This is a genomic window from Halorubrum sp. CSM-61, assembly GCF_003781945.1.
Classification (GTDB): domain Archaea; phylum Halobacteriota; class Halobacteria; order Halobacteriales; family Haloferacaceae; genus Halorubrum.
The window spans coordinates 381108-404635 of the sequence record NZ_RJJW01000001.1 but is presented as its reverse complement, the minus strand read 5'-3'; the positions used below and the strand labels follow the sequence as shown (position 1 = coordinate 404635).

The following is a 23528-nucleotide window of genomic DNA, read 5'->3' as shown; positions in this document are numbered from 1 at the left end:
GGACGCAGCCGCACCGCCTCCCGGTAGGTATTTCCGCCGCCGCGCGCGATCGCTTATAAATGCTGAGCGACGTGATGGAGGATTACCTGAAGGCGATCTACGTCCTCCAGTCCGAGCAGGGCCCGCCCGTCTCGACGTCGGCCATCGCGGAGTACCTCGAGAAGACCTCGCCGTCGGTCACCGACATGCTGGGCAAACTGGAGGAGCGCGGGCTCGTCGAGCGCGAGCCGTACCGCGGCGCGGAGCTGACCGCCGAGGGCGAGGCGGTCGCGCTGGAGATCGTCCGTCACCACCGGCTGCTGGAGGCGTTCCTCGCCGAGCGGCTCGACTACGACTGGAGCGAGGTCCACGAGGAGGCCGACGCCCTGGAACACCACATCTCCGAGGCGTTCGAGCGGCGGGTGGCCGAGGCGCTCGGCGACCCCGCGGTCGACCCCCACGGCGACCCGATCCCGAGCGCGGACCTCGAACCGGTCGACGAGGGGAGCGGCGCGCGCCTCGCGGACCGCGAGGAGGGCGACCGCGTGGTCGTCGTCCGCGTCTCCGACCGCGACGAGGACGAGCTGGACTACCTCGCCGACGCCGGGATCACGCCCGGAACGGAGATCGAGGTCGTCGACGTCGCGCCCTTCGGGATGGTCACCGTGGCGACGCCGGCCGGCGAGCAGAGCCTCCCGGCCGAGATCGCCCGCTCGATCCGGGTCGAGGACGCGGACTGACCGCGACCCGAGCTCGACCGCAACGCCCGACCTCCACCGCTCACACTCGTCCATCGATGCGGGTTTCCCGCCCGTGACCCCCACCTTTCGTTCGCGGGGCTTTTCACGAAAACGACCCTTCCGAACGGTGTGAGTCTCCTCGTAACGCTCGGCGCCGGCGTCGTCTTCGGGCTGGCGCTCGCGGCCCCGCCCGAACCGATGAACGCCGTGATCGCCGAGGAAGCGGTGCTGCGCGGTCGCCTCGCCGGCTTCCGGGCCGGCCTCGGCGCCGCGACCGCCGACGCGATCTTCTTCGCCCTCGCGTACGTCGGCGTCGTCGCGGTCGTCGAGTCGTTCCCCCTGTTGCAGGGCGTCATGGTCGCGGTCGGCGGCGTCCTGATGCTGTACTTCGCGCTCGGCGCGGCCCGCGGCGCGCGGGCGTCGTTCCGCCCCACCTCCGGCGGCGAGCCCGTCGTCGAGGAGGGGAACGGGTTCCGCAAGGCGCTGGTGCTGGCGCTGACGAACCCCTACCAGGTGCTGTTCTGGCTGACGATCGGCGTCGGCCTCCTCCGCCCCGGCGAGCTCGACGTGCTCGCCCGGCTCCCGATCGTCGGCGAAGACCTCGCCGGGACGCTCGTCGTCGCCACCGGTTCCCCGGCGCTCATCGGCGGGTTCTTCCTCGGCGTGTTGATCTGGGTCGCCGGGTTCCCGACCGGGCTCGTCGCCGCCGAGCGCCGGATCGAGACGTTCGCGCCGATCGTCGCGGTCGGCTCCGCGGTCGTGCTCGCCGGGTTCGGCGTCTACTTCCTCTACGACGCGGCGACGACGCTGGCTGCGCTGGGAGCGTAGCGAGATCGGCGACCTCCCGCCCTCCGACCGACATGGACAACGGCTTTCACCGACGGGCGCGACCGCCCGGTATGTTCGAGAAGACCACGTGGATCAAGCTCCCGCGGAACGTGCTCGTGGGCCACGGCGTCCTCGACGACCTCGGGGAGGCGGTCGGCGAGTTATACCTCACGGGGCGACCGCTGATCGTGACGAGCCCGACGCCCAACGACATCGCCGGCGACCGGGTGCGGGCGCAGTTCGACGACCCCGCGACCGCCGTCGTGGAGGAGGCCTCCTTCGAGGCCGTCGAGGAGCTCACCGAGACCGCGGAGGCCGTCGACCCCGGCTACCTGATCGCCTTAGGCGGCGGGAAGCCGATCGACATCGCGAAGATGGCGGCCGACCACCTCGGCGTCGGCTTCGTCTCCGTCCCCACCGTCGCCTCCCACGACGGGATCGTCTCGGGGCGCTCCTCGATCCCCGAGGGCGACACGCGCCACTCGGTCGCGGCCGACCCGCCCCTCGCGGTCGTCGCGGACACGACGCTGATCGCGGAGGCCCCGTGGCGGCTCACCACCGCGGGCTGTGCCGACATCATCTCGAACTACACCGCGGTGAAGGACTGGCGGCTCGCCCGCCGGCTGCGAAACGTCGAGTACAGCGAGTACGCGGGTGCGCTCTCGGAGATGACCGCGGAGCTGCTCGTCGAGAACGCCGACATGATCCGGCCCGGGCTAGAGGAGTCGGCGTGGGTGGTCGTGAAGGCGCTCGTCTCCTCCGGCGTCGCGATGTCGATCGCGGGCTCCTCGCGGCCCGCCTCGGGCGCGGAGCACCTCATCTCCCACCAGCTCGACCGGACCGCGCCGGGGCGGGCGCTCCACGGCCATCAGGTCGGCGTCGCCTCGATCATGACGGAGTACCTCCACAGCGGCGAGAACGGCGAGTGGACCGCGATCCGCGACGCGCTCGCGGAGCTGGACGCCCCGACGACCGCCGCCGAGCTCGGGATCGACGACGCGGAGCTGATCGCCGCCCTCACCAGCGCCCACGAGATCCGCGACCGGTACACGATCCTGCAGGGCGGGATCAACGAGGCGGCCGCGATCGAGGTCGCGACCGCGACGGGCGTCATCGATCGGTAGGCCGGGACCGACCCGGGGACCGTCCCGGGAGCCGAACCGGAGACCGTCCCGACGGACGGGAGCACCCGAAGCCGACTTATCGCTCCGTTCCCTTCCTCCGGTATGTCCACCGCCAGCGTTCGCGACCGGGTCAAAGGGCGAGCCGGCGCGGTCACCGTGCTCCTCACCGTCGTCGGCTACGGCGCGGTCGGCGGCGTGTTCCTCGTGCCCCAGTTTCAGGCGCTGTTCCCCGATCTGACTCGGGGCACCGTCGATCTCCTCGCCCACGCCATCGCCGCCGTCAACACCGTCGCGATCGTCACGCTCTCGCTCGGGTGGTACTGGATCCGCAACGGAGAGGTAAAGAAGCACGCGACGGCGATGACGACCTCGTTCGCCCTCATCCTCGTGTTCCTCGGGCTGTACCTGCCGAAGGTCGCCGGCGGCGGGACCAGGGAGTTCGTCCTCGACTCGGCGTACGCGTGGGTCCCCCTGTGGGACTGGGTCTACCCCGCGTACCTCATCATGCTCGCGATTCACATCGTCCTCTCCGTCGTCGCGGTGCCCGTCGTCCTCTACGCGGTCGTCCTCGGGCTCACCCACTCGGAGGCGGAGCTCCGGAACGAGACCCCCCACCGCCGGGTCGGCCGGATCGCGGCGAGCGCGTGGCTCCTCTCGCTCGTGCTCGGCGTCGTCACCTACCTCATGTTGAACCACGCGTACGACTCGACGTTCGCGGCCGCCGAGGCCGCGGCGGCGCTCGTTCCGGCGGTCTCCGTCGCCTAGGAGCCTCCTCGCACCGCGGAGCCGCTCCAGCCCGCCGCGCCCCCAGATCCGGCCCGGTCCGCCGCCATCGAAATGTTTGACCCGCATCCCGGACACCTACGCCCATGACCGACTGGATCGGCGACGTCTTCACGAGCGACATCGGCTGGGACCACCTCGAATCACTCGTCGACGTCGGCGACCGCATGGCCGGGTCGGACGGCGAGCGCGCCGGCCTCGAACTGACTCGCGACGCGCTGGCCGACGCCGGCGCGCGGGACGCCCGGATCGAGGAGTTCGGGATTCAGGGCTGGGAGCGCGGCGACAGCGAGATCAGCCGCGGAGACGAGGCCGTCGCGAGCGGCCGAAACGCCTGCATCGCGCTCCCGCGGAGCCCGAGCGACGAGGCGACCGGCGAGTTCGTCGATCTGGGGTACGGCGTCCCCGAGGACTTCGAGAGAGATCTGACGGGGAAGGTCGTGATGGTCTCGTCGGACACCCCCGACTCCGTCGACCGGTTCATCCACCGCCGCGAGAAGTACTACCACGCGGTCGAGGCCGGCGCCGCGGCCTTCGTCTTCGCGAACCACGTCGAGGGAACCTTACCCCCGACCGGGAGCGTCGGCACCGCCGACGCGCCGATCGGCGAGATCCCGGCCGTCGGCGTCTCGAAGGAGACCGGCGCGCGCCTCGCGCGTCGGCGCGAGGGCGAAGCCCTCACCGTCGCCGTCGACTGCGAGACCGCCGACGCGACGAGCGGGAACGCGGTCGCCGACCTCGGTCCCGACACCGACGAGTACCTCGTCGTCTCCTGTCACGTCGACGCCCACGACCTCGCCGAGGGCGCGATGGACAACGGCGCTGGCACCGCGACCCTCGTCGAGGTCGCCACCGCCCTCGCGGCCCGAGAAGACGAACTCGACACGCGGGTCCGGTTCGTCGGATTCGGCGCCGAGGAAGTGGGACTCGTCGGCTCCTCCCGGTTCGCCGCGGACGTCGACCCGAACCGCGTCAAGGCCGTCGTCAACGTCGACAGCAACGTGTTCGGCCGCACTCTCCGGCTCGACCACCACGGGTTCGACGCGCTGGAGGCGGCCGGCGAGCGCGTGAGCGACCGGTTCGACCACCCGATTTCGCTCGGCGAGGAGCTGGTCCCCCACAGCGACCACTGGCCGTTCGTCGAGCGCGGGATCCCCGGCTACATGGTCTCCGGGGAGACAGAGGGGCGCGGTCGCGGCTGGGGCCACACCGGCGCGGACACGCTCGACAAGCTGGAGTCGCGGAACCTCCGCGAGCAGGCGATCCTCCTGACCGAACTGGTCGTCGACCTCGCCGGCGACGACGTCTCGACCGCGCGGCGGCCGATCGACGAGATCGCGGCCGCGCTCGAACGGGAGGGGAAGGCGACGGGGATGAAGATCACCGGCGACTGGCCGTTCTAGCTCCCTCGCTCGCCGGGAACCGGGAGGTTTTCACTCCCGCCGGTCGCACTCCCGGACATGGAACCGCCGGAACGCCGGGTCGCCGTCGTCGGCGACGGCGAGCGCGCGTCGGAGCTCCGCGAGACGGTTCGAGACGCCGGGGGACGGCTCGCGGGCGCCGGGAAGGCGAGCGGGAACGCCGAGCCGAGCGGAAACGCCGAGCCGAGCGGAAACGCCGAGCCGAGCGGAAACGCCGAGCCGAGCGGAAACGCCGGAGCGGGCGCGATCGACGACGAGCGCTCCGACGTGGCCGACGCGACCGTCCTCGTGGCGGTCGGCGACGAGGCGATCCGCGACGCGGTCGTCTCGGGACCGGACGGGACGGTGATCCCGGTTTCCGATCGCCGGCTCGCGTTCGACCGCGACGGCGCCGTCGACGCGCTCCGTCGACTTCTCGGCGGATCGGATGCCGAAGAGACGGTCAGACGCGTCACGCATCCGGTCCTCGCGGTCGGCGGCGGAGGGGTCACGCCGGTCAGAGCCGCGTTCGACGCGGCCCTCGTCACGGACGAGCCGGCGCGGATCTCGGAGTTCGCGGTCGAGTTCTCCCGCGGCCGGGACGAGTCGTTCCGCGCCGACGGGGTCGTCGTCGCGACGCCGCTGGGGAGCGACGGGTACGCGAACGCCGCCGGCGGCCCGCTCGTGGAGCCCGACGGCGGGCTCTCGGTCGCGCCGATCGCCCCGTTCAGCACCCGCACGGACGCGTGGATCGCCGGAGAGCGGGCGCGGCTCACGGTCGAACGGGAAGGCGAACCGATCCGGCTCGTGGTCGACGGGGAGCGACGCGGCGCCGTCGAGCCGCACCGCCCCGTCGAGATCGAGGCGGTCGATCGGGTCGCGTTCGCGGCCCCGAGCGGTCGTCGCGAGCGCGCCGATCGGAAACACTCTAATAACTCGTGACCGGATATGTCGGTATGGATCCACTGCAGTTCCTCGTTCCGCTCGGCTGGCTGTCCGAAGTCGGACCGATGCTGCCGTACGCGATACTCGTGATGGCGGTCGCGAACCTCGCGACCCGACACATCGCCCACCGGCACCACGTCGAACAGGGGGACGACGGCGACAGCGTCGAGCCGTACTCGCCTCACGCGTTCACGAACATCGGACTGCTGCTCCTGTCGTTCCTGTTCGTCCTCGATTCCCCCGTCAGCGGCACGATCCTCGCGGTGATCGTGATCACGATGCTGATCGCCGACCTGTTCGAACTGGAGGCGCGCAACGTCGAGGCCCGCAACGACATGCCGATCGAGGCCCCGAAGAGCTCGATCGCCGCCTCGCTGCTCGTGTTGGTGTACGCCGCCTACTACGCGCTGTTCTTCCTCGTCTCGGGGATCTGGAACCAGTTCGTCGTCGCGTGAAGCGAGCGCGCCGCGAGAGTCCGGTTCCGTCTTCGACCGACGCCGATCGATAGCGGGAGTGGGTATATCGATATGGTGGAGTAGTTGTTTATACGTGATCGAGTGGTGTTGCTGTCGGCTGTTTATAAGTGAGCGGCGTCGATACGGTGACGACCTCTTGGGATCGACGGTGAAGACCTCCAAAGCCCCAGCCGCTGTGGGCGGCGCACGCTCGCTGCGCTCCTCACTCGGTCGCTCACGGTGTTCGCTCCCTCGTTGCGGTGCTTACGTCGCCTGCGCCGCCCACAGCGACTGCCCCTTTGAGTCCCACCCCGCACAGCACCGCAACCGCGCCTCACGCCTCCCCAGCCTCGTCGGCGGCTCCCGTTGGTCGCCGCCGACTCCCTCGCACCGTCGGTTCGCGGCCCAGAGGGCCGCTCACCGGGGCGCGCCACCGCATCCCATTTATAAGCGATCGTCGGCGTCGCTCGCGACTGTTTAAATACTCTCTCGCCGCCACCGATCTGCAATACTTACTCCCGCTATCGCTCACCTGCGCGAGATCCCGACAGAGCAGTCGGGTTTATATATCGAACAGCCGCTCGGCGTCCGCCGCCTGTCTGCGGTAGATCCCTCGCCCCTTCAACCGCGGCACCTCGTGTCGGTGCAGCGTCTCCGCCTCGCAGTCGTATACGATCGGGAAGACGTTGGTCCGACGGCGGGCGACCGTGTACGACCGCGCCGCGTCGACGACCGAGGGATCGGGGTTCGGCACCGGGAAGACGACGTAGCCGAGCGGCGTCGTCGACCCCCGCCGGTCGTCGACCCGGTCGACGAGCACGTCCCGGAACTCGTCGGCGGTCGCGGTGACGTCGTCGGGATCGGGGTCCAGCTCGTCGACGAGCGTCGCGAGCGCGACGCACTCGCCCACCGAGGGGTCGTCCTCGCGGGTGGCCCACACCGGATCGAACCCCTTCGTGTACTCGTCGTCGACCTCGAAGCCGTGCTCCCGCCGGTTCGCGACGACCGCGTCGCGGTACTGCGTCGGATCCATGCCGATCCCACGAACCGCATGGTAAAAAATGACATACATGGCGGAAGCGGAGGACGAGTGAGAGCGGACCCGGTGGGCGAAGGGTCTCGGGCCGGCCATTTCGCTTCGAAAGAGCCGATGGGACTGACCGACGTAGCGTCGCTCAGAACGGACCGCGCCAGTCTCCGCCGCGGTAGAGGTACCGATCGTCGTTGGCCGTGTCGTAGACTTGGACGCCTTCCCGGCCGTGACCGTTCCACTCGCCTTCGGCCGACGGGTCGCCGGCGTTCGTCCCCCAGCCGTTGATCAGGATGCGAGTCGGGTTCTGCAGGTCGACGTCGTCACCGTCGTCGGAGGTGTTTCCGGACAGTTCCCACTCGGTTTCCGCCGCCGAACCGGCCCCGCTGATCACGCCGGTACCTTCCGCGACGTGGTTGTCCCTGAACTTGTTGCAACGTGTCTCGCCCGACGTCCTATCCACATCGGATACCTGCCCGGAGCGGAGAGCGCGTTGTCCGCGACGAGCGACTCCGAGAGATCCACGCGGATGCAACCCGAGGACCCCTCGTCTGACAGGAGGGTGTTCCCCGAGATAGTCAGGTTTTCACAGGCCGAAGCGGTCCGGATACAGTAGTCACCCGGTTCTCCGTCCTCGATCATGATCTTGTTCCCCGTGATCGCCGAGTCGGACACGCCGTCCGCTTCGATTCCGTACCCGGTGCCGATCTGAATCCGATTATCGACGAACCTGTTGTCCACCGTGTTTCGGGCCTCGATCCCACCGGCGGAGGCCCCCGTGAGATCGATGTGGTTGTGCTTCACCGTGTTCTCGTGGTTCCCCCCGGAACCGCCTTCCCCGCTCCCCGTGTCGAAGTCGCCGATCCCGCCGACGGCCGACTGGTACGCCGACGGCACCTCGGGGGAGGGGCTGCCCCTGCAGTCGATGACGTCGTTGCTCTGGATCGTCATGTGGTTGGTGTCGTCGGAGATGTAGATCCCGGTCCCGTCGCAGTCCTCGATCCAGTTTCCGATGACCTCCGTCCCGTCGCTCCAGACGCCCACGTGGAGGGCGTTGTACGCGACGTTCCGGACCGTGTTGTTCCGCAGCTCCCTGGACGTCCCGCGCTGGTTCGAGATCCCCTCGGAGTGGAAGTCCCGCATGACGCAGTCTCGAACCGACCCGCCGTCGTCCCCGAAGACGTACGTGAACGCGACCGTGAAATCGGCGGGGGCGTCCGCGTCGCGCCCGCCGCCGTCGAACGTGAGATTCCGGACGTGAATGTTCTCCGAGGACACCTCGTCGATCCGGGTCGCGATGGCGGAGTGGGTCTGCGCGCAGACGTCGCCCTCGTCGAACTCCGCCGCCGAGCCGCGGACCGCCTCGTTCAGCTCGAGCGCGTTCCCGGAGATGTCCGTGACGTGAGTGTGGTGCGTGTTTCGCCCGGCCTTCTCCTCTCGGTCCGGCCCGAAGAGGACGATCCCTCGGCCGACCTCGAACTCGGACGCGTCGTCCACCTCGACGGTGACGTCGCCGGTGCCGACGTCCGACGTCAGCGTCGCCTGATGGACGTCCGGGTAGGAGAGCGTGGCGTCGCCGACGCCGACGAACGCGCAGTGACTTGTTACGAGCGTGCGCCGCCTGACCTCGTGTTCGCCGGGGAGGACGTAGACGAGCGCGTCCTCGACGGGATCGTTCTCGTCGCCGACCGCCCGGTGCCAGTCGTCGTCCGGCGAAACGATGACGATATCGGCGTCGGGTCCGATCCCCGACTCCCCCGCGGTGAGCGGTTCTGCGCTCGTCTCGCCGAGTTCGATGGGGATCGTTTCACCGGTATCGGTGTGCTTTCCGACTACTTTCCCGTCTTCGACGGCGAGCTCGATGCCGTTCTCCGTCACACTCGGTAGCTCCTCGATCTTGTCATTGTCGTCCCCGATGACGCCGTCGACGCGCTCGGGGGACTTCGTAAGGCGCGTAGTAAGGGGTCAGATGTCGTCGAGCGCTCACCCGCCGTCGCGTGATCGCCGCAGATCGGCCGCCTTCCGGTCCCTCCGATTGCGATGTCCGCCTCTCGCGACACGATGTCTCCGGCCCTGTCGAAATCCTTAGCGAGTGATCTGTTCGTCCTCCTTGCGGTCGATACGAAGACTGCGGCGAACGATTGCGGGAGTAGGTATTGCACGTTAGTTGATCGAGGTTTTATACGTGATCGGGTGACGTTGCTAGCGGCTGTTTATAAGCGAACTGCGATGCTACGGTGGAGGCTTCCAAAGCCCCAGCCGTGAGGGCGGCGCACGCTTGCTGCGCTCCTCAGTCGCTCGTTTCACTCGCTCCCTGTGGTGCTTACGTCGCCTGCGCCGCCCTCACGGCTGCCCCTTTGAGTCCCGCCCCGCACAGCAACGCGCCTCACACCTCCCCAGCCTCGTCGCTGGCGGCTGTCGCCGCCAGCGACTCCCTCGCGCGTGCTGCTCGGCCGCGAGGCGGCCTCGCAGGCACGCGCCACTGCGTTGTAGCTTTAAAAGCGATCATCGGCGTCACTCACGGTTGCTTTTAAATATTAAAGCGCGGACGCCGATCTGCAATACTCACTCCCGCTATCGATCGAAAAGCAGTCTTCACCGACCGGTTGTTTCAGACAAAACACATCTGAAGGATAAGTTTTCAACAGAGCCAAGTAGTCACTGCCGGGAAATACGTCGGCTCTATATCTCACACGGTGGTGAGACGGCTATCTGGACGGTCCGTCGTACCCGGTCGACGAGTGTCGGGAGCCTCACTCGTCGTCGGACTTCCCCGGCCACGTCACGGATCCGAGAAACGGGACGCCGGTCTCCTCTGCCGCCCGCGAGATCATGTGCGCGCCGGTCGGCACCGTCAGGAACAGGAAGACGATGCCGATGAGCGACGAGAGGCCGGCGCCCCCGGGACCGAAGTGGACGAACCCCGCGATGAATATCGCGACCGTTCCGATGGTCGCCGGCTTGCTCGTCGCGTGCATTCGGTTGTACACGTTCGGCAGCCGCAACAGGCCGATCGTCCCGACCGTGAGGAAGAACGTCCCGACGACGACGAACGCGATGACGATCCAAGCCCGTATCGGGGTCGATTCGATCATCGGCGATCCCCTCCCGAAACCCGCGTATCCGTCGGCCCGTCCCGTTCTCCGTGATGTTGGTAATCCATGGTGGGGTCACTCCTGTGTAACGATGACGTCGCCTTCGGTGATGAACTTCGCAACCGCGACCGTCGAGAGGAACGCGATGATCGCCAGGACGAGACTGACGAGCACGAAGAGCCCCCGGCCGGTCTTGACCGCGAACAGGACGGCGATCGCGACGACGTTCGTCGCGATGGCGTCCAGCGCGACCACGCGGTCGGGAATCGTCGGTCCCTTGACCGCGCGGTAGCCGCACAGCAGGTTCAGAAGCGCCACGAGGACGATCGCAGCGTCGATGACCGGTACCAGGAGCCCTTCAGCGGCCATCGCCGTCACCTCCCGTTGGCTCCTCCGCGGGTGATTCGCTCTCCGTCTCCTCCGCGGGTGATTCGCTCTCCGTCTCCTCCGCGGGTGATTCGCTCTCCGTCTCCTTCCCTATCTCCGGAGCGGCCTGCTTGAGCGCGGGATGCGTCTGGTCGGGCGGGTAGACCGCGAAATCCGGCACGGGATCGCTCGGCGACAGCTCCTCGTCGAAGATGACGAGCGCGTAGTTCTCCCACTTGCGGATCGGCCTGACGATGTCGTCCGGGTCGCTCCCGTCGATGACGTGGACGTACAGCGCGTTCTCTTCGGGGTCGACGTCGAGCGTGAGCGACCCGGGGGTCATCGTGATGCTGTTGGCGATGGTGGTCACGCCGAGATCGGTCCGCACGCGCAGCGGGATGAGGATCACCTCGGACTCGATCGGCACGGAGGGCGCGAGCACGCGGTACGTGACGTCGAGGCTGGCGACGATCGCCTCCCGAACGAACGTCAGCACGTACAACAGGGCGTACGGGACTCCGCGGACCGACCGGCGGAGCTCCATGTTGTCCTCGTACAGGCGCCGGAAGACGAACGCCGTGGGGAAGCCGACCGCGAGCCCGATCAAGAGGGACCCGACGAGCGGTTCGGGCGCGAGCGGCGGTCCCTGCACGAACACCCAGAGGACGCCGAAGAGGAATCCGGCGACCGGCCAGGTGCGGGTCACGCGCCGTCACCCCCCTCTAGACCCACGACCTCGACGTAGGCCTCCCCGTCGAGCGCGGCGGTCGCGGCCGTCTCGGCGAACCGGTAGACCGGGTCGAACCCCACGCCGACGAGCACGACGGCCGCCGCGAGCGCGACGAGGACCGCGACCTGTCCCGAATCGACGGACGCGGCCTCGACCGCCGGCGTCTCGCGTCCCCAGAAGCCGACTATCCACACCCGCGTCGCGTACAGGATCGTGAGCACGGCGCCGAGGAGTAGCGCGACCAGCGCGAGCGCCGGAGCCACGCCCGGGTCCGACGCGAGCCCCCGAACCGCCGCGTCGAAGGCGAGGAGCTTCCCGAAGAACCCGGCCAGCGGCGGGAGACCCATCAGCGAGAGGAGCCCGACGAAGACGGCTCCCGAGAGCACCGGCGAGCGGTCGGCGAGGCCGCCGAGCTCCCGCAGCCGATCCGTGTCGGTCGCGTCCTCGATCGCGCCCACCGAGAGGAAGAGCAGCCCCTTCGCGAGCGCGTGGTGGAGCGCGAACACGAGCGCGGCGGCGACGGCGGCCCCGCGGAGCGTTCCCGCCGGGTCCGCCGCCGCGGCGATAGCGACGGGAACCGCGATGAAGCCGACCTGCCCGACGCTCGAGTACGCGAACACTCCCTCGAGCCGGTCCTGACCGACGGCACCGAACCCGCCGACGACGATGCTCGCCGCTCCCATCGCCCCCAGCACCGGGGCGAGGAAGGCCAGCGGCGACGCGGCGGTCATCCCGAACAGGTCGACGGGAACCGCCGCGGCCGCGAACACCGTGAAGTAGAGGCGGACGATCGCGTACATGCCGACCTTCTTCGTGACGCCCGCGAACATCGCGGTTATCGGGGTCGGGGCGGCGGTGTAGGCGCCGGGCACCCAGAACTGGAAGGGGACGAGCCCGGCCTTCAGCGCGAACACCGCGAGCAGCAGCGCCGACAGCCCGACGACGGGCGCGGGATCGATGCCGTACGCGTCGGGGGCCGCCAGCCGCCGCGCCATGTCGGCCATGTTGAGCGTCCCCGTCGTGGCGTACAGGCCGCCGACGGCGATGAGCATCAGCGCGCTTCCGAACACGTTCATCACCAGGTACCGGAACGACGCCGCGGTGGCGCGATCGGTGCCGTAGAAGGCGACGAACACGTAGCTGGCGATCAACATCACCTCGAACCAGACGAACAGGTTGAACAGGTCGCCGGTGAGGAACGCCCCGGTCACGCCCACGAGGAGCATGTGGAACAGCGGGTGGTAGTACACGCGCTGGTTCTCGGGGGTAACGTACCGGATCGAGAACAGTATCGAAGCGATCCCCACGCCCGCGGCGATCGTCAGCATGAACGCCGACAGCCCGTCCAACACGAGCGTGATCCCGAAGGGGGCGGGCCAGCCGCCCACCTGATACACCGCCGCGCCGGGGGCCGCCGGACCGAGGACGAGCGTCCAGACGGCGGCGGACACGGTTCCGACGTAGCCGAGGACGCCGACCACGCTCGTCGCGCGTTGGATCCCCGGCCGCCGACCGAGCGCGAGCGTCAGCACGGCGGTCGTCACCGCGACCAAAAGCGGCGCGATCACGAGCAGACTCATCTCGCCCACTCCGTGACGTCCATGGTCTCGTTCTCCTCGTAGGCGCGGTACGACAGCACGAGCGCCAGCGCGGTCGTCCCGAAGCTGATCACGATCGCCGTCAGGACGAGCGCCTGTACCACCGGATCGGCGATCTCGGGGACGCCGCCGCCGTGAGTATCGAGCACGGGCACGAGGTCCCGGGCCCCCTCGTCGATGCCCCCCATCGCGATCAGGTAGACGAACGTCGCCTGGGAGACGACGGCGACCCCCAACACGACCCGTATCAGGTCCCGCTGGAGGAGGAGGAACGTCCCGACCGCGAACAGCCCGCCGACCGCGATCGCGAGGGCGACGCTCATCGGTCGTCACCTCCGCGTCCGGCGGACGGCGCCGCCCCGTTCCGGGTCATTCGCCGCTCACCACCGAGACGATAGTCAGGAGGCTGCCGACGACGACGAGGTACACGCCCAGATCGAAGAGGAGCGCGCTCGCGAGCTCGACCTCGTGGTAGACGGGGATCCCCTCGAGGTGGACGTACCCCTGCGTCAGGAAGGGGTCGCCGACGAGGATGCCCGCGACGCCGCTGCCGAGGACGATCACGAGCCCCGCGAGCAACGTGCGGCGGTAGGCGGTGACCGTCCGGTGTTCGAAGACGCTGGTCCCGGGCTCGATCTCTCGGCCCAGCACCCCGGACTCCAAGTAGTCGAGGTCGTAGGCGACGTATATCAGCACGAACGCCGCCGCGGTGAGGACGCCGCCGATGAACCCCCCGCCGGGCAGGTTGTGACCCTGTAAGAACAGCGAGATCGCGACGACGAGGACGATGGGCACGGTCACCCGGGTCGTCGTCTGCATGATCGTCGTCGTCACGGCGAGTCACCCCCGTCGGGAAGCGGGTTCTCCTCGACCTCGGCCTCGGACGCCTCGCCGCGGGTCCGCATCGTCACGAGCACGAGGATGGCGATCGCGGCGATCGTGACGACCAGCAGCTCGCCGAACGTGTCGAACGCCCGGAAGTCCACGAGGATGACGTTGACGACGTTGGTGCCGCCCCCGCCCGGAACCGCCTGCTCCGTGTAGTAGGTGGCGACGCCCGTCGGGTCGGCGTCGGGACCGGGTATCGTCAGGAGGACCGCGACGAAAGCGGTCGCGCCCACCAGAAGCGAGACGCCCGCGTCGCGGGCGATCGCGAGCGGTCGGACCTCCGAGTAGTACGACGGTAACCGCTGGAGGACCAGGAGGAACATGAGGAGAAGGAGCGTCTCGACGACCAGCTGCGTGAGCGCCAGGTCCGGCGCGCTCGCGAGGATGAAGAAGATGGCGAGCATGAACCCGAGGATCGACAGCGTGAGCACGCCGGACACGTGCGACGTGGCGATCGCCACGGCCACGCCGGCGAGGGTCGCCACCCCCAACACCACCGCAACCGGTAGCGGCACGCCGAGACCGCCGAGACCGCCGATTCCGAGTGACCCTTCCGCCGCGGCGAAGCCGGCGAGCGCGAACAGGCTCCCCGCCGCCGCCACCCATCCCACGTACCTCCGGAGGAGGCCGTCGTGGACCGCCGGACCGAACCGGGCGCTGGTCGCCGCCGCGGTCGAGACGACCCAGTCGTACCACCCGCTGGGCCGAACGGGGACCGGCGCCTCGACCCCTCGCCGAATGCCTGCCGCGAGACGCCCCCGGAGCGGGTACGCGGCGATCCCACCGAGGACGGCGACGGCGGACATCGCGACCGGGGGCGTGAAGTGGGTCGGCAGTCCGACGGACAGCTCCGCCTCGCCGGTGGCGGTGGCCTCGACGGCGCCCTGAACGACGGCGTCGACGGCCACCTGCGGCGCGGCGCTGACGACGGCCGCCGCGATCGCCAGCACCGCGGGGGGGCCGACAAGCGCGATCGGCGGGCGATGGACCTCCGCGACCGGGGTCCGCCGCTCGCCGAAGAACACCGCGAGGAACTTCAGCGAGTAGACGACGGTCAATACGCTCGCGAACGTCGCCGCCGCGGGATACAGCCAGGCGAGGCCGCCGGCCTCGTGGGCGACCTCGTACGCCGCCTCGAACAGCAGCTCCTTGGAGTAGAAACCGTTGAACGGGGGTATCCCGGCCATGCTCAGCGCGGCGACCGCCGTGATCGCGGCCGTCACCGGGAGCTCCCGCCAGAGCCCCCCGAGCTCGTCGAGGCTGCGGCTGCCGGCCTCGTGGGCAACGATCCCCGCGACGAGGAACAGCGGCGCCTTGAACAGCGCGTGGTTGAGCAGGTGGAACGCGCCGGCCTCGCCGCCGTAGACGACGTCGAAGCCGAAGCCGGCCACCATCAGTCCGAGGTGGCTCGCCGTCGAGTAGGCGAGCAGCTCCTTAGTGTCGGTCGCGGCCACCGCCAACAGCGCCCCGACGGTCATCGTCAGGAGTCCGAGGGTCGCGACGACCGCCACCCACTCGGGGCTCATCAGGAGCGGGCGCACGCGGCCGAGGAAGTAGACGCCGACCTTCACCATCGTCGCGGAGTGGAGGAACGCGGAGACGGGCGTCGGCGCGACCATGGCGTTCGGCAGCCAGAAGTGGAGCGGCACCTGCGCGGACTTGGCGGCCGCGGCGACGACGATCAGGCCCAGCGCCGGGACGAACAGTCCCGACTCGCGGAGGGAGGCCCGCATCGCCTCGTCGTTCGCGATCATCGCCGTCAGGTCGAAGGTCGCGCCGCCGAGGGCGCCCCGCGCCGCCGCCGCGAGCATGAGCGCGCCCGCGAGCAGACACAGCCCGCCGCCCACGGTCACGACCATGGCCATCCGGGCCGAGTATCGGGACTCCTCGTCGGCCGTGTAGTGGCCGATGAGCACGAACGAACAGAGGCTGGTGAGTTCCCAAAACAGGAAGATCAACACGAGATCGGAGGCGAGCGCGACGCCGAGTACCGAGCCCATGAACGCCAGAAGCGCCGCGTAGTAGCGCGCCAACCCCTCTTCGTCGTGCATGTACGCGGCCGAGTACACGAACACGAGGACGCCGATCCCGCTCGCGAGGAGCGCGAAGAGGAGCCCCCACCCGTCGACGGTGAACTGGACCCCAACGTCGAGCGCGGGGATCCACGAGGCCCGGACGGTGCCGTACTCCCCGACGCTCGTCGCCAGCAGTCCGAAGCTGGCCGCCGCGACGACGGCGCCCGCATAGCCGGTCCGCTCGCCGAGGACCCGATACAGAAGCGGAGCGAGCGCTGCGGCGACGAAGGGGAGCGCGACGGCGGTCGTAACGATCGTCAGGTCTGGGGCCATCACTACTCGTCTCTTTCGTCCGACACGTCGCTGCCGCCGTCCGTCGTCTCGGTCACTGTCTCACCATCTGCTGCCACCTCTAAAACTTCTGTGCCTTAACGGGGTGAAACCGTTCTGATCCGACTGGAAAGCGAGCTTGTACGTTGTCGGAATCGAACTGTCTTCTTCGTCCGGCGAATAGTCCCGGGCGGATTCGAACCGCGGTCACTCCGCTTCGCTCCGTTCCCAGATTCGAATCCGCAGTGCGACTATTCGTCCTCACTTCGCTCGGAGAATAGTCCCGGGCGGATTCGAACCGCCGTCAATGGCTGACTCCGGGCACCCGACGACTGTCCCCGCAAAGACGGACTGTGATCGCGTCTTAGCCGCGGAAATCGACGGATTCCCTCCAAAGGCCATTATGATTGGCCACTACACCACGGGACTGCACTCGACGCTTGCCCGCCCGCACTCAAGTAGGTTACTTTCCCGAGCCTTCGCCGACGGTCCGCGCCGCGGCCGGATCGCCGGAGTAAGGTGCGACGCTCCGCGACCCCTCTGTATGGCGACCATCCTCGTTACGGGCAGTCGCGGCGGCGTCGGCAGCCGGACCGTCGACCACTTCGCGGACGCCGGTCACGACGTCGTCGGCGTCGACCTGCGAACGCCGCCGGGAACCCGCGAGAACGCCGGGTTCAAGGCCGCGGACCTGACCGACTACGGCGAGACGAGACAGCTGATCGAGGCCGCCGACCCGGACGCGGTAGTCCACCTCGCGGCGATCCCGGACCCGGAGAGCCACGCCGGGTCGCGGGTCTTCGAGAACAACGTCGTCAGCACCTACAACGTCCTCGACGCCGCGGGTGCGGTCGGCGCGCGGATCGCGTGGGCGTCGAGCGAGAGCCTCTACGGCACGGTCTTCTCGGACGACGAGTGGCTCCCCGACGCCCTCCCGATCGACGAGGAGACCCCGACGGAGCCGGAGGACCCCTACGGGCTCTCGAAGGTCGTCGGCGAGGAGGTCGCGGCGCGGGTCGCCCGCCGGTACGGCGTCTCCGCCGTCTCGCTGCGGTCGTCGTGGGTGACCTACCCCGGGTCCGAGGAGACCCGAACCGCGCGGACGGAGTTCGACCCGGAGACCGCCGACCTGAGCGGGAACTGCTGGTCGTACGTCGACGTCCGCGATCTGATCGCCGCGGCCGAGGCCGCGATCGCGCCGGACGACACGGAGCCGCCGATCGAGGGCCACGAGGCGGTGCTCGTCGCCGCGGCGGAGAACTTCCTCGGGCGCGACACCGCCGCGACGATCGAGGCGGTCCACGGCGACCTCCCGGACGACTGCGACGTCGAGGGCGACGCGTCCGTCTTCGACTGCTCGAAGGCGACGCGGCTGCTCGGCTGGGAGCCGGCGCGCTCCTGGCGCGAGGCGGAAGGCGAGGCGGTCGCGGAACCGGCGTTCCTGTAGCCGGAGGCGGTATAGAGGTCAGTTCTCTCCGTCGGGCGTCGTCGCCGAGCGCACGTCGGCACCGACTCACCTCCCTTCGTCGAGGGCCGCCCCCTCCGCGGCCGACGGCCGGTCGTCGGGGACGGTCCCCGGGTCGTGTCCGGCCCGCGTCCACGGCCCGGCGAGTGCCACGTCGTCGTCGATCGCCGCGGAGCCGCCGGGCGCCCCCTTGGCGCCGACCGCGCCGGCAGCCGCTTCTCCGTCGGTCGCCTCGTTCCCGTCACCGCCCTCGGCCGCGAGCGTCGGCGGCGCGTACGTGTACACGAACTCGTCGGTCACGGCGTGGTACGCGCCGGTCGCCGGGTCCTCGACGACCCCGGTGTCGCTGTCGATCGCGAAGTCGACCAGGTCGCGGAGCGTCGACGCCTCGGCCTCGGGGCGCTCGTGGACCGACTCGGGGAGCCGGATCGCCGTGATCCACTCCGCGAACTCGGCGCGGTCGTCTCGGTACGACAGGTACTCGCGCTCGGCCGGCGAGAGCGCGAGGTCGACCTCGCGGCGGGCGTACGCCAGCCCGCCGGCCCCGGCGAGCCCCGCGAGGAACAGCAGCGGTCCGCCCGCGGAGCGGAGGGCCCCGTAGCTCCGCTCGACGGCGACGGGCTCGGTCCGCTCCGTCGTGTCCGACTGGACTCCCGGCTCCGAGACGGTGTACGTGTCGTCGCCGGGGTCGATCGTCATCTCGACCGTCCGCGCGTACGAGGTCGGCTCGCCGTCGATCGTCCCCTCCACGGTCACGTCGGTCGCGACGAACGCCTCCGTCTCGCCGGGCGAGGCGCCGAGCTCCGACTCGATCTCGTCGGCCGTCGCGGCGACCTCGGAGCTGTTGAGCGCGAACGACGCGGTCGCCGTCTCGCCGGGGTCGACGCCCGAGACCGTCTCCGTCGCCAGCGGCTCCCGCTCGTCCCAGTAGACGGTCCCGCCCTCGCCTCCCTCGCCGCTCCCGTCGTCGACGTTCCGGACGACGAGCGCCGACTCGAAGGAGACGTCGACGTCGCTCGCGGCGTCGGCCGCGTAGCTCGTCCGCACGTCGACGTCGAGTACGGGCGCGACCCGCGTGAAGTAGGTGTCCCGGTCCTCGAGCACCGTCCCGGTGTCGAACACGGGGTTCGGCTCCGTCACCTCGGCGGAGTGGACGTACTCCGTCTCGACGGTCAACGACGAGACGGTCCGCGTCTCGGTCTCGGTCCCCGGGTCGACGTGGGTCGTGTAGACGAGCGCGCCCCCGACCGCCGCGGCGACGAGACACACGACGAGGATCGCGGTGAACTGTGCGTTCAGTACCGCCCGAAGGCGGAGCCGGGTTTCGCTGGGGGGAGTCTGGCTCATTCGGTCACCTGTAGATCTCGCGGAGGACGCGGCGGTACAGCGGGGGCTTGGCGCGCGATTCCCGGGAGCGTATCCGCGCGGGCTCCCCCCGGAGCAACAGCAGTCCGAGTCCGACGATGCCGCCGCCGAGGAGCCCGTTTATCGCGACCAGCGGGGCCCACGGGTGGACCCCGTACAGCTCGTCGATCACGCCCGGCGGCAAGACGGCGAGATACCGGTGTTCGACGACGAACAGCCGGTAGTACCCGGTCTCGTCGGGCGCGGTGAGCGTCACCGTCGTCGACGCCTCGCTCCGCCCGCCGACGTCGACGCGCTCGGGCTCGACGTCGACGCCCGGGCTCTGCGGGGCGACGTACGCGTACACCGGGACCAGCCCGGCGTTGGGGACGACGTACTCTAACTCCTGGCTCGTACCGCGCTCGATGACGGTCGGATTCTCGGACTCGAACTCGGCGCTCACGACGCCGTACTCCTGGGTCCCGCCGGGAGCGACCATCGCCGCGGTCGCGGTCGCCATCAACACCAGCGCGAGCACGCCGACGATCGCGAACACCGAGGTGCCGTCGTCGCGGGAGCGGTCGCGCTCCCGCGTCTCGCGGCTCCCGCTGTCGAGATACCAGTCGACCGCGTACGCGACCGCCGAGAGCCCGAACAGGACGTACGCGAGCCCCTGCGTGCCCTGTAGCGACCGGACTCCGAAGGTGACCGCCAGCCGGGTCTGGACGGCGTCGAGCGCCGACTGGAACCCCATCGCGACGGTGCCGAGGTGCGGGATGACGACCACGTTTCCTCCCACCGTGAGCGCCTTCGCGACGACGTCGGCCTCCTGCACGACGGGCTCGCCGCCGTCCTGGTCGGTGAACGGATTGTTGTCCCCGCGCGTGACGTACCCGCGTTCCGTCTCCTCGACGACGCGGTGGGTCGTCAGCCCGCCGCCCTCGATCTCCTGGGCGTCGAAGGTCACCACGTCGCCGACGCCGATCCCGCCGGCGAGCGGCGCGGGGATCGCGACGAAGCCGTCGCCCGGGTCGAGCACGGGCTGCATGCTCCCCGTCTCGACGTAGCTCAGGAGCACCGGCTGCCCGAGGAACTGCCCCACGATCAGCGAGACGACGACGAGCGCGGCAGCGACCTGTAACGTTATCGAGAGGGTGCGCTTGAGGGACATGGATCGTGTCTCGGCGATCTGGCGACGCGGTCGGTCGCTCTCTCGTCGATCATGGAATGTCATTCATACGTTATAAACTCGTGGTTCGTGACAGCGCAGTGAGATCCGGTCACTCCTCGAACGCCCCGGCCGCGAGCAGGGCGAACGGCCCGATGAACCCGAGACAGAAGCCGAGCAGATGGACGTACAGGTTCACCACGCCGTCCGCGCTCGTCGGATTGCCGGGAAACCCGACGATCTGGTACCCGACGGTCAGGGCGACTCCGACCGCGAACAGGTCGCCGTATCCGGGGTTCGAGACCACGGCCCGGACCGCCTCTCGGATCGCCTGCCGGATTCGAACCCCGGCGCTCGACGCGTACAGCAGACCGAGCAGGAGTCCCGCGACCGCGGCCGCGGGCCCCGCGAGTCCGGCGAGTTCGGGAGCGTCGAGGGCTCCCGACGAGACCGGCACCGCCAGAAGCGTCATCCACCCGACGAGCGGGAAGAAGGCCGCCGGGAGCGTTCGGACCGACGCCTCCGGAAAGAACCGATCGCGGGCGTACACGCCGAGCAGGAGCGGGAGCAGCCCCGCGAGCGCCATGTTGACTCCGGAGAACCCGAAGCCGATCGCGTTGCGGGGGACCGCGAGGTTCAGCGCCGACAGGACGAACGGGAAGGCGGCGAGGAACGTCGCGAGCGCGACCAGGAAGAACCGCCGGTAGCCGGCCAGCACCGCGAGCGCGTATCCGACGCCGGCGAGGAGGGCGTACCCCGCCGCGTTGCCGGCGAGGTGGCTCGCGTCGAGGTGGACGTAGTGGGCGGTGAAGGCGGTCCGCACCGTCGGCTCGGCGTACGCGAACGCCAGCGACCGACGCGTGGACTCCGGGAGCGCGAAGACGGCGACGAGGGTCGCGGGCACCACCGCGAGCGCGAGCAGGTCCGCGAGTCGGACCCGCGCGAGCAGCTCGCGGCGGAACCCGGCGTCGCTGGGGTCGCCACCGCCGGCGTCCCGTTCCCCCGCGCTCCCGTCGCTCTCGTCGTTCCGTGCGTTCGGGCGGCCCGTCACGCTCCGAGCCTCGCGGACCAGCCGCTAAGGCCTGTCGCCGGCGCCGCGTTCACGGCCGCGATATCCGGCGGAGGAGCTCGACTCCGGCAACGGCAAGCACGGAGAGTGCGAGCAGCCTCCCAAGATCGGTGAGATCGATGCCGGCAGGCTCCTCGATCGGTCCTCCGCCGGACCCGTCGGTACCCTCGCCCCCGGTCGCGGAGCGCGCGTCTCCGTCGCCACCGCCGCTCGCGTCTCCGTCACCGACCGAATCCCCGTCGGTGCCCGCCGGATCTCCCACGAGCAGGGTCCCGGCGTCCGTCCCGGAGACCGCGAGGTCGTACTCGCCCGCGGTCTCGAACGCGGCCGAGAGCGCGAGGGTCGCCGTCTCGTTCGGCGCCAGCGCGACGGTCTCGTTCGCGACCGGATCATCGTCGACCGTCAGCGTCACCGTCCGCTCGCCGGCCACGCCGCCGCCGTTCTCCACCGTCGCCCGGACGGTCGCCTCCTCGCCGGGATCGATCGCCGGGGTGTCGAGAGTCGCCTCGGTCGCGTCGAACCGGGGGACGCGCTCCGCGACCGCGAACGTCGAGAACTCGTCGGTCGTCGCCCGGAAGTGCACGCGGTCCTCGGGGAGTCCGCGGCTCTCGATCGTCTCCTCACCGACGACGCTCGCGCCCTTCTCGGTCCACTCGCCCCCGTCGGTCTGACGGTAGAACGTCACGTTCTCCGGGTCGATCCCGGCGTCGTCGAGCCGCTCGCGCGAGGCGCTGAAGCGGACCGTCATCGCGTCGACCTCGTCGGCGCCGAAGTCGTGTTCCACGCCGAGGTACGCGATCGACCGAGGAGTCGTCGGCGCGTCCAGCGCGCTCTCGTTCGCGAAGGGATCGCGACTTCCGTCGGCGTTCACCTCGACGCTATCGGCTCGGACGCCCTCCACGTCGAGCCGATCGAGGGTGACGTTCCCGCCGTCGAGGTGCATCCCGTCCGCCTCGAACCGAACCGTCTCGCCGCGGTCGATGTCGCTCGCGGTGAACTCCCGCCGGTCGTCGCTCGGAGACGTGACCGTCGTGATCGGGTCGCCGTCCCCCGTCGAGGAGGACGAGGTCGACGGGACCGACTCGGGCTCCGCGATCTCCGCGCGGATCGAGAACTCGTCGGCGCCGAGCGTGGTGCCTGCCGCCGTGCCGCGCGCGTCGAGTGCGAGCCCGACCGCGACCGTCTCGTCCGGAGCGAGCGTGACGTTGTTGGCCTCGCCCTCGATCGAGTCGCCCTCGGTGACGAAGGTGACGTTCTCGCCGGAATGGTCGATCCACGCGTGCGCGTACTCGTCGCCCGTGTACGTGATCGTGAACACGTCGTCGACCGTCCCGGTCGTCCCGACGCTGACGCCCTCGAAGGAGGGGTCGCGGATGTTCGGGTTCGACGCCGACACGTCGATCGCGATCTCGTCGTCGTCATTTAAGTAGGCGTACTGCCCGTTCGGGCCGTCGGCCGGCTGGACCGCGAGGTCGTCGTTCGCGAGGGTGTCTGATTGAGAGATAGTGAACGCTGCCGCAGCTGATGGGAGCATAAACGCTCCCACGAGGGCGAGCAGCACGAACGCCGTGATGTATCGTTTCACTTCTTCCGTTCTCCGGAAACCCACCCGCGGAGTCGAACCTTTTCTATCGAGAGCCGCTCAATTTCCTGTCTTTTCTGCGACAATTGTGAGCGTTTCGTCAAACTCTCCGATTTCGGAATCCCCTGTATCGATGGAGAGTCCGACGTCGATGCTTCCACCGACAGCGAGTGTCGGTGGGTCATCTCTGAGGACACGGTCGTCACTGACAAGCGCGAGATCGTCGAGGTTGTCTCCGTCGTAGGTGCTGTAGAGCTCTACGGGCTGTGTGCCCTGATTGGAGATCTCCAGGAGTCGGCGGAATTCGTAGACGGAACCAACCCCAAGGCCTTCGGAATCTGGGTTCTCACCGTTTCCGTTTCCAGGTATTTCGAAGCCGACAGTCTGACCATTCGAGAACGACCGTCTCGTCGGTTCTCCGTCGATTCCTTCGTCGACGAGGGGTTCCAACCGCAGGAATGCACTGTCGTCGTCGCCGATGTCAACGTGTACCGCACGCTGCGCGGAGACGCGGCTGAACGCCCCCGTTCCGAGTGCGAGGGACGAGGAAGTAATGCCTGCGACTCCAGCCAACAGTTTGCGGCGGTGGAACAT

The 23528-nt window shown here is 69.4% G+C and carries 23 protein-coding genes and 1 tRNA gene; 8 read left to right on the top strand and 16 right to left on the bottom strand.

The annotated features are described in order from the left end of the window. The first annotated feature begins 59 nt into the window (after window positions 1–59). From EDM04_RS02095 to EDM04_RS02065, 7 genes are all read left to right on the top strand, one after another. The gene (locus tag EDM04_RS02095; RefSeq protein WP_123619518.1) at window positions 60–719 is read left to right on the top strand and encodes a metal-dependent transcriptional regulator; all 660 of its coding nucleotides are present in this window, start codon (window positions 60–62) and stop codon (window positions 717–719) included. 129 nt (window positions 720–848) lie between these two features. Then, the gene (locus EDM04_RS02090) at window positions 849–1547 is read left to right on the top strand and encodes a LysE family translocator (protein ID WP_123619517.1); all 699 of its coding nucleotides are present in this window, start codon (window positions 849–851) and stop codon (window positions 1545–1547) included. Between the two features lie 71 nt (window positions 1548–1618). After that, window positions 1619–2671, top strand: coding sequence for an NAD(P)-dependent glycerol-1-phosphate dehydrogenase (locus EDM04_RS02085; protein ID WP_123619516.1), 1053 nt, complete (start codon window positions 1619–1621; stop codon window positions 2669–2671). Between the two features lie 102 nt (window positions 2672–2773). Next, window positions 2774–3436 (top strand): DUF420 domain-containing protein, encoded by a 663-nt coding sequence (locus EDM04_RS02080; protein WP_123619515.1) that lies wholly within the window; start codon window positions 2774–2776, stop codon window positions 3434–3436. Window positions 3437–3540: 104 nt separating this feature from the next. After that, a complete protein-coding gene (locus tag EDM04_RS02075; RefSeq protein WP_123619514.1) occupies window positions 3541–4857 on the top strand; it encodes a M28 family peptidase in 1317 nt (438 codons plus the stop codon). 57 nt (window positions 4858–4914) lie between these two features. Beyond that, complete coding sequence (locus tag EDM04_RS02070) at window positions 4915–5796, top strand: NAD(+)/NADH kinase (protein ID WP_123619513.1); 882 nt, start codon at window positions 4915–4917, stop codon at window positions 5794–5796. A 14-nt stretch (window positions 5797–5810) separates the two neighbouring features. Next, on the top strand, window positions 5811–6254 hold the full coding sequence (locus EDM04_RS02065; RefSeq protein ID WP_123619512.1) for a hypothetical protein: 444 nt from the start codon (window positions 5811–5813) through the stop codon (window positions 6252–6254). Between the two features lie 562 nt (window positions 6255–6816). Here EDM04_RS02065 and EDM04_RS02060 read toward each other — a convergent pair. The 11 genes from EDM04_RS02060 to EDM04_RS02010 form a co-directional block, all read right to left on the bottom strand. Continuing rightward, the gene (locus EDM04_RS02060) at window positions 6817–7287 is read right to left on the bottom strand and encodes a hypothetical protein (protein WP_123619511.1); all 471 of its coding nucleotides are present in this window, start codon (window positions 7285–7287) and stop codon (window positions 6817–6819) included. A gap of 142 nt (window positions 7288–7429) precedes the next feature. Continuing rightward, on the bottom strand, window positions 7430–7678 hold the full coding sequence (locus EDM04_RS02055) for a hypothetical protein (protein WP_123619510.1): 249 nt from the start codon (window positions 7676–7678) through the stop codon (window positions 7430–7432). After that, entirely contained in the window at window positions 7675–9162 is a 1488-nt protein-coding gene (locus EDM04_RS02050; RefSeq protein ID WP_164471059.1) for a right-handed parallel beta-helix repeat-containing protein, read from the bottom strand. The genes EDM04_RS02055 and EDM04_RS02050 overlap by 4 nt, the downstream gene beginning before the upstream one ends. 875 nt (window positions 9163–10037) lie before the next feature. Then, a complete protein-coding gene (gene mnhG, locus EDM04_RS02045) occupies window positions 10038–10379 on the bottom strand; it encodes a monovalent cation/H(+) antiporter subunit G (RefSeq protein WP_123619508.1) in 342 nt (113 codons plus the stop codon). 75 nt (window positions 10380–10454) lie between these two features. After that, the gene (locus EDM04_RS02040) at window positions 10455–10748 is read right to left on the bottom strand and encodes a monovalent cation/H+ antiporter complex subunit F (RefSeq protein ID WP_123619507.1); all 294 of its coding nucleotides are present in this window, start codon (window positions 10746–10748) and stop codon (window positions 10455–10457) included. Continuing rightward, on the bottom strand, window positions 10738–11451 hold the full coding sequence (locus EDM04_RS02035) for a Na+/H+ antiporter subunit E (protein WP_123619506.1): 714 nt from the start codon (window positions 11449–11451) through the stop codon (window positions 10738–10740). The genes EDM04_RS02040 and EDM04_RS02035 overlap by 11 nt, the downstream gene beginning before the upstream one ends. Next, window positions 11448–13055, bottom strand: a complete 1608-nt coding sequence (locus EDM04_RS02030) for a complex I subunit 5 family protein (RefSeq protein ID WP_123619505.1) — start codon at window positions 13053–13055, stop codon at window positions 11448–11450. Before EDM04_RS02030 ends, EDM04_RS02035 begins: the two co-directional genes overlap by 4 nt. Then, entirely contained in the window at window positions 13052–13396 is a 345-nt protein-coding gene (locus tag EDM04_RS02025) for a sodium:proton antiporter (protein WP_123619504.1), read from the bottom strand. Before EDM04_RS02025 ends, EDM04_RS02030 begins: the two co-directional genes overlap by 4 nt. A 46-nt stretch (window positions 13397–13442) precedes the next feature. Then, the gene (locus EDM04_RS02020; RefSeq protein ID WP_123619503.1) at window positions 13443–13907 is read right to left on the bottom strand and encodes an MnhB domain-containing protein; all 465 of its coding nucleotides are present in this window, start codon (window positions 13905–13907) and stop codon (window positions 13443–13445) included. Further along, window positions 13904–16309: a hydrogen gas-evolving membrane-bound hydrogenase subunit E gene (mbhE, locus tag EDM04_RS02015; RefSeq protein ID WP_123619502.1), complete on the bottom strand. Its 2406-nt coding sequence runs from the start codon at window positions 16307–16309 to the stop codon at window positions 13904–13906. Before mbhE ends, EDM04_RS02020 begins: the two co-directional genes overlap by 4 nt. 275 nt (window positions 16310–16584) lie before the next feature. Continuing rightward, window positions 16585–16735, bottom strand: a tRNA-Gln gene (locus EDM04_RS02010). A gap of 115 nt (window positions 16736–16850) precedes the next feature. Here EDM04_RS02010 and EDM04_RS02005 point away from each other — a divergent pair. Further along, a complete protein-coding gene (locus tag EDM04_RS02005; protein ID WP_123619501.1) occupies window positions 16851–17753 on the top strand; it encodes an NAD(P)-dependent oxidoreductase in 903 nt (300 codons plus the stop codon). Between the two features lie 66 nt (window positions 17754–17819). Here EDM04_RS02005 and EDM04_RS02000 read toward each other — a convergent pair whose 3' ends face one another. From EDM04_RS02000 to EDM04_RS01980, 5 genes are all read right to left on the bottom strand, one after another. Continuing rightward, window positions 17820–19118 carry a DUF5305 domain-containing protein gene (locus EDM04_RS02000; protein ID WP_123619500.1) on the bottom strand — a complete coding sequence of 433 codons (1299 nt, stop codon included), beginning with the start codon at window positions 19116–19118 and terminating at the stop codon, window positions 17820–17822. A 4-nt stretch (window positions 19119–19122) separates the two neighbouring features. Next, on the bottom strand, window positions 19123–20286 hold the full coding sequence (locus EDM04_RS01995) for a signal peptidase I (protein WP_123619499.1): 1164 nt from the start codon (window positions 20284–20286) through the stop codon (window positions 19123–19125). A 109-nt stretch (window positions 20287–20395) separates the two neighbouring features. Further along, window positions 20396–21334, bottom strand: coding sequence for a hypothetical protein (locus EDM04_RS01990; protein WP_123619498.1), 939 nt, complete (start codon window positions 21332–21334; stop codon window positions 20396–20398). Window positions 21335–21383: 49 nt separating this feature from the next. Next, entirely contained in the window at window positions 21384–22886 is a 1503-nt protein-coding gene (locus EDM04_RS01985) for a PGF-pre-PGF domain-containing protein (RefSeq protein ID WP_123619497.1), read from the bottom strand. A 108-nt stretch (window positions 22887–22994) separates the two neighbouring features. Beyond that, on the bottom strand, window positions 22995–23528 hold the full coding sequence (locus tag EDM04_RS01980) for a hypothetical protein (RefSeq protein ID WP_123619496.1): 534 nt from the start codon (window positions 23526–23528) through the stop codon (window positions 22995–22997).

What these genes read in the sequence shown, in the direction of transcription:
- EDM04_RS02040 (WP_123619507.1), bottom strand. Translation starts at nt 10,748, where the DNA reads ATGGCCGCTGAAGGGCTCCTGGTACCGGTCATCGACGCTGCGATCGTC.
- EDM04_RS02030 (WP_123619505.1), bottom strand. Translation starts at nt 13,055, where the DNA reads ATGAGTCTGCTCGTGATCGCGCCGCTTTTGGTCGCGGTGACGACCGCC.
- EDM04_RS01995 (WP_123619499.1), bottom strand. Translation starts at nt 20,286, where the DNA reads ATGTCCCTCAAGCGCACCCTCTCGATAACGTTACAGGTCGCTGCCGCG.
- mnhG (WP_123619508.1), bottom strand. Translation starts at nt 10,379, where the DNA reads ATGATCGAATCGACCCCGATACGGGCTTGGATCGTCATCGCGTTCGTC.
- EDM04_RS01985 (WP_123619497.1), bottom strand. Translation starts at nt 22,886, where the DNA reads ATGCTCCCATCAGCTGCGGCAGCGTTCACTATCTCTCAATCAGACACC.
- EDM04_RS02070 (WP_123619513.1), top strand. Translation starts at nt 4,915, where the DNA reads ATGGAACCGCCGGAACGCCGGGTCGCCGTCGTCGGCGACGGCGAGCGC.
- EDM04_RS01980 (WP_123619496.1), bottom strand. Translation starts at nt 23,528, where the DNA reads ATGTTCCACCGCCGCAAACTGTTGGCTGGAGTCGCAGGCATTACTTCC.
- EDM04_RS02065 (WP_123619512.1), top strand. Translation starts at nt 5,811, where the DNA reads ATGGATCCACTGCAGTTCCTCGTTCCGCTCGGCTGGCTGTCCGAAGTC.
- EDM04_RS02080 (WP_123619515.1), top strand. Translation starts at nt 2,774, where the DNA reads ATGTCCACCGCCAGCGTTCGCGACCGGGTCAAAGGGCGAGCCGGCGCG.
- EDM04_RS02085 (WP_123619516.1), top strand. Translation starts at nt 1,619, where the DNA reads ATGTTCGAGAAGACCACGTGGATCAAGCTCCCGCGGAACGTGCTCGTG.
- EDM04_RS02005 (WP_123619501.1), top strand. Translation starts at nt 16,851, where the DNA reads ATGGCGACCATCCTCGTTACGGGCAGTCGCGGCGGCGTCGGCAGCCGG.
- mbhE (WP_123619502.1), bottom strand. Translation starts at nt 16,309, where the DNA reads ATGGCCCCAGACCTGACGATCGTTACGACCGCCGTCGCGCTCCCCTTC.
- EDM04_RS02075 (WP_123619514.1), top strand. Translation starts at nt 3,541, where the DNA reads ATGACCGACTGGATCGGCGACGTCTTCACGAGCGACATCGGCTGGGAC.
- EDM04_RS02095 (WP_123619518.1), top strand. Translation starts at nt 60, where the DNA reads ATGCTGAGCGACGTGATGGAGGATTACCTGAAGGCGATCTACGTCCTC.
- EDM04_RS02000 (WP_123619500.1), bottom strand. Translation starts at nt 19,118, where the DNA reads ATGAGCCAGACTCCCCCCAGCGAAACCCGGCTCCGCCTTCGGGCGGTA.
- EDM04_RS02060 (WP_123619511.1), bottom strand. Translation starts at nt 7,287, where the DNA reads ATGGATCCGACGCAGTACCGCGACGCGGTCGTCGCGAACCGGCGGGAG.
- EDM04_RS02025 (WP_123619504.1), bottom strand. Translation starts at nt 13,396, where the DNA reads ATGAGCGTCGCCCTCGCGATCGCGGTCGGCGGGCTGTTCGCGGTCGGG.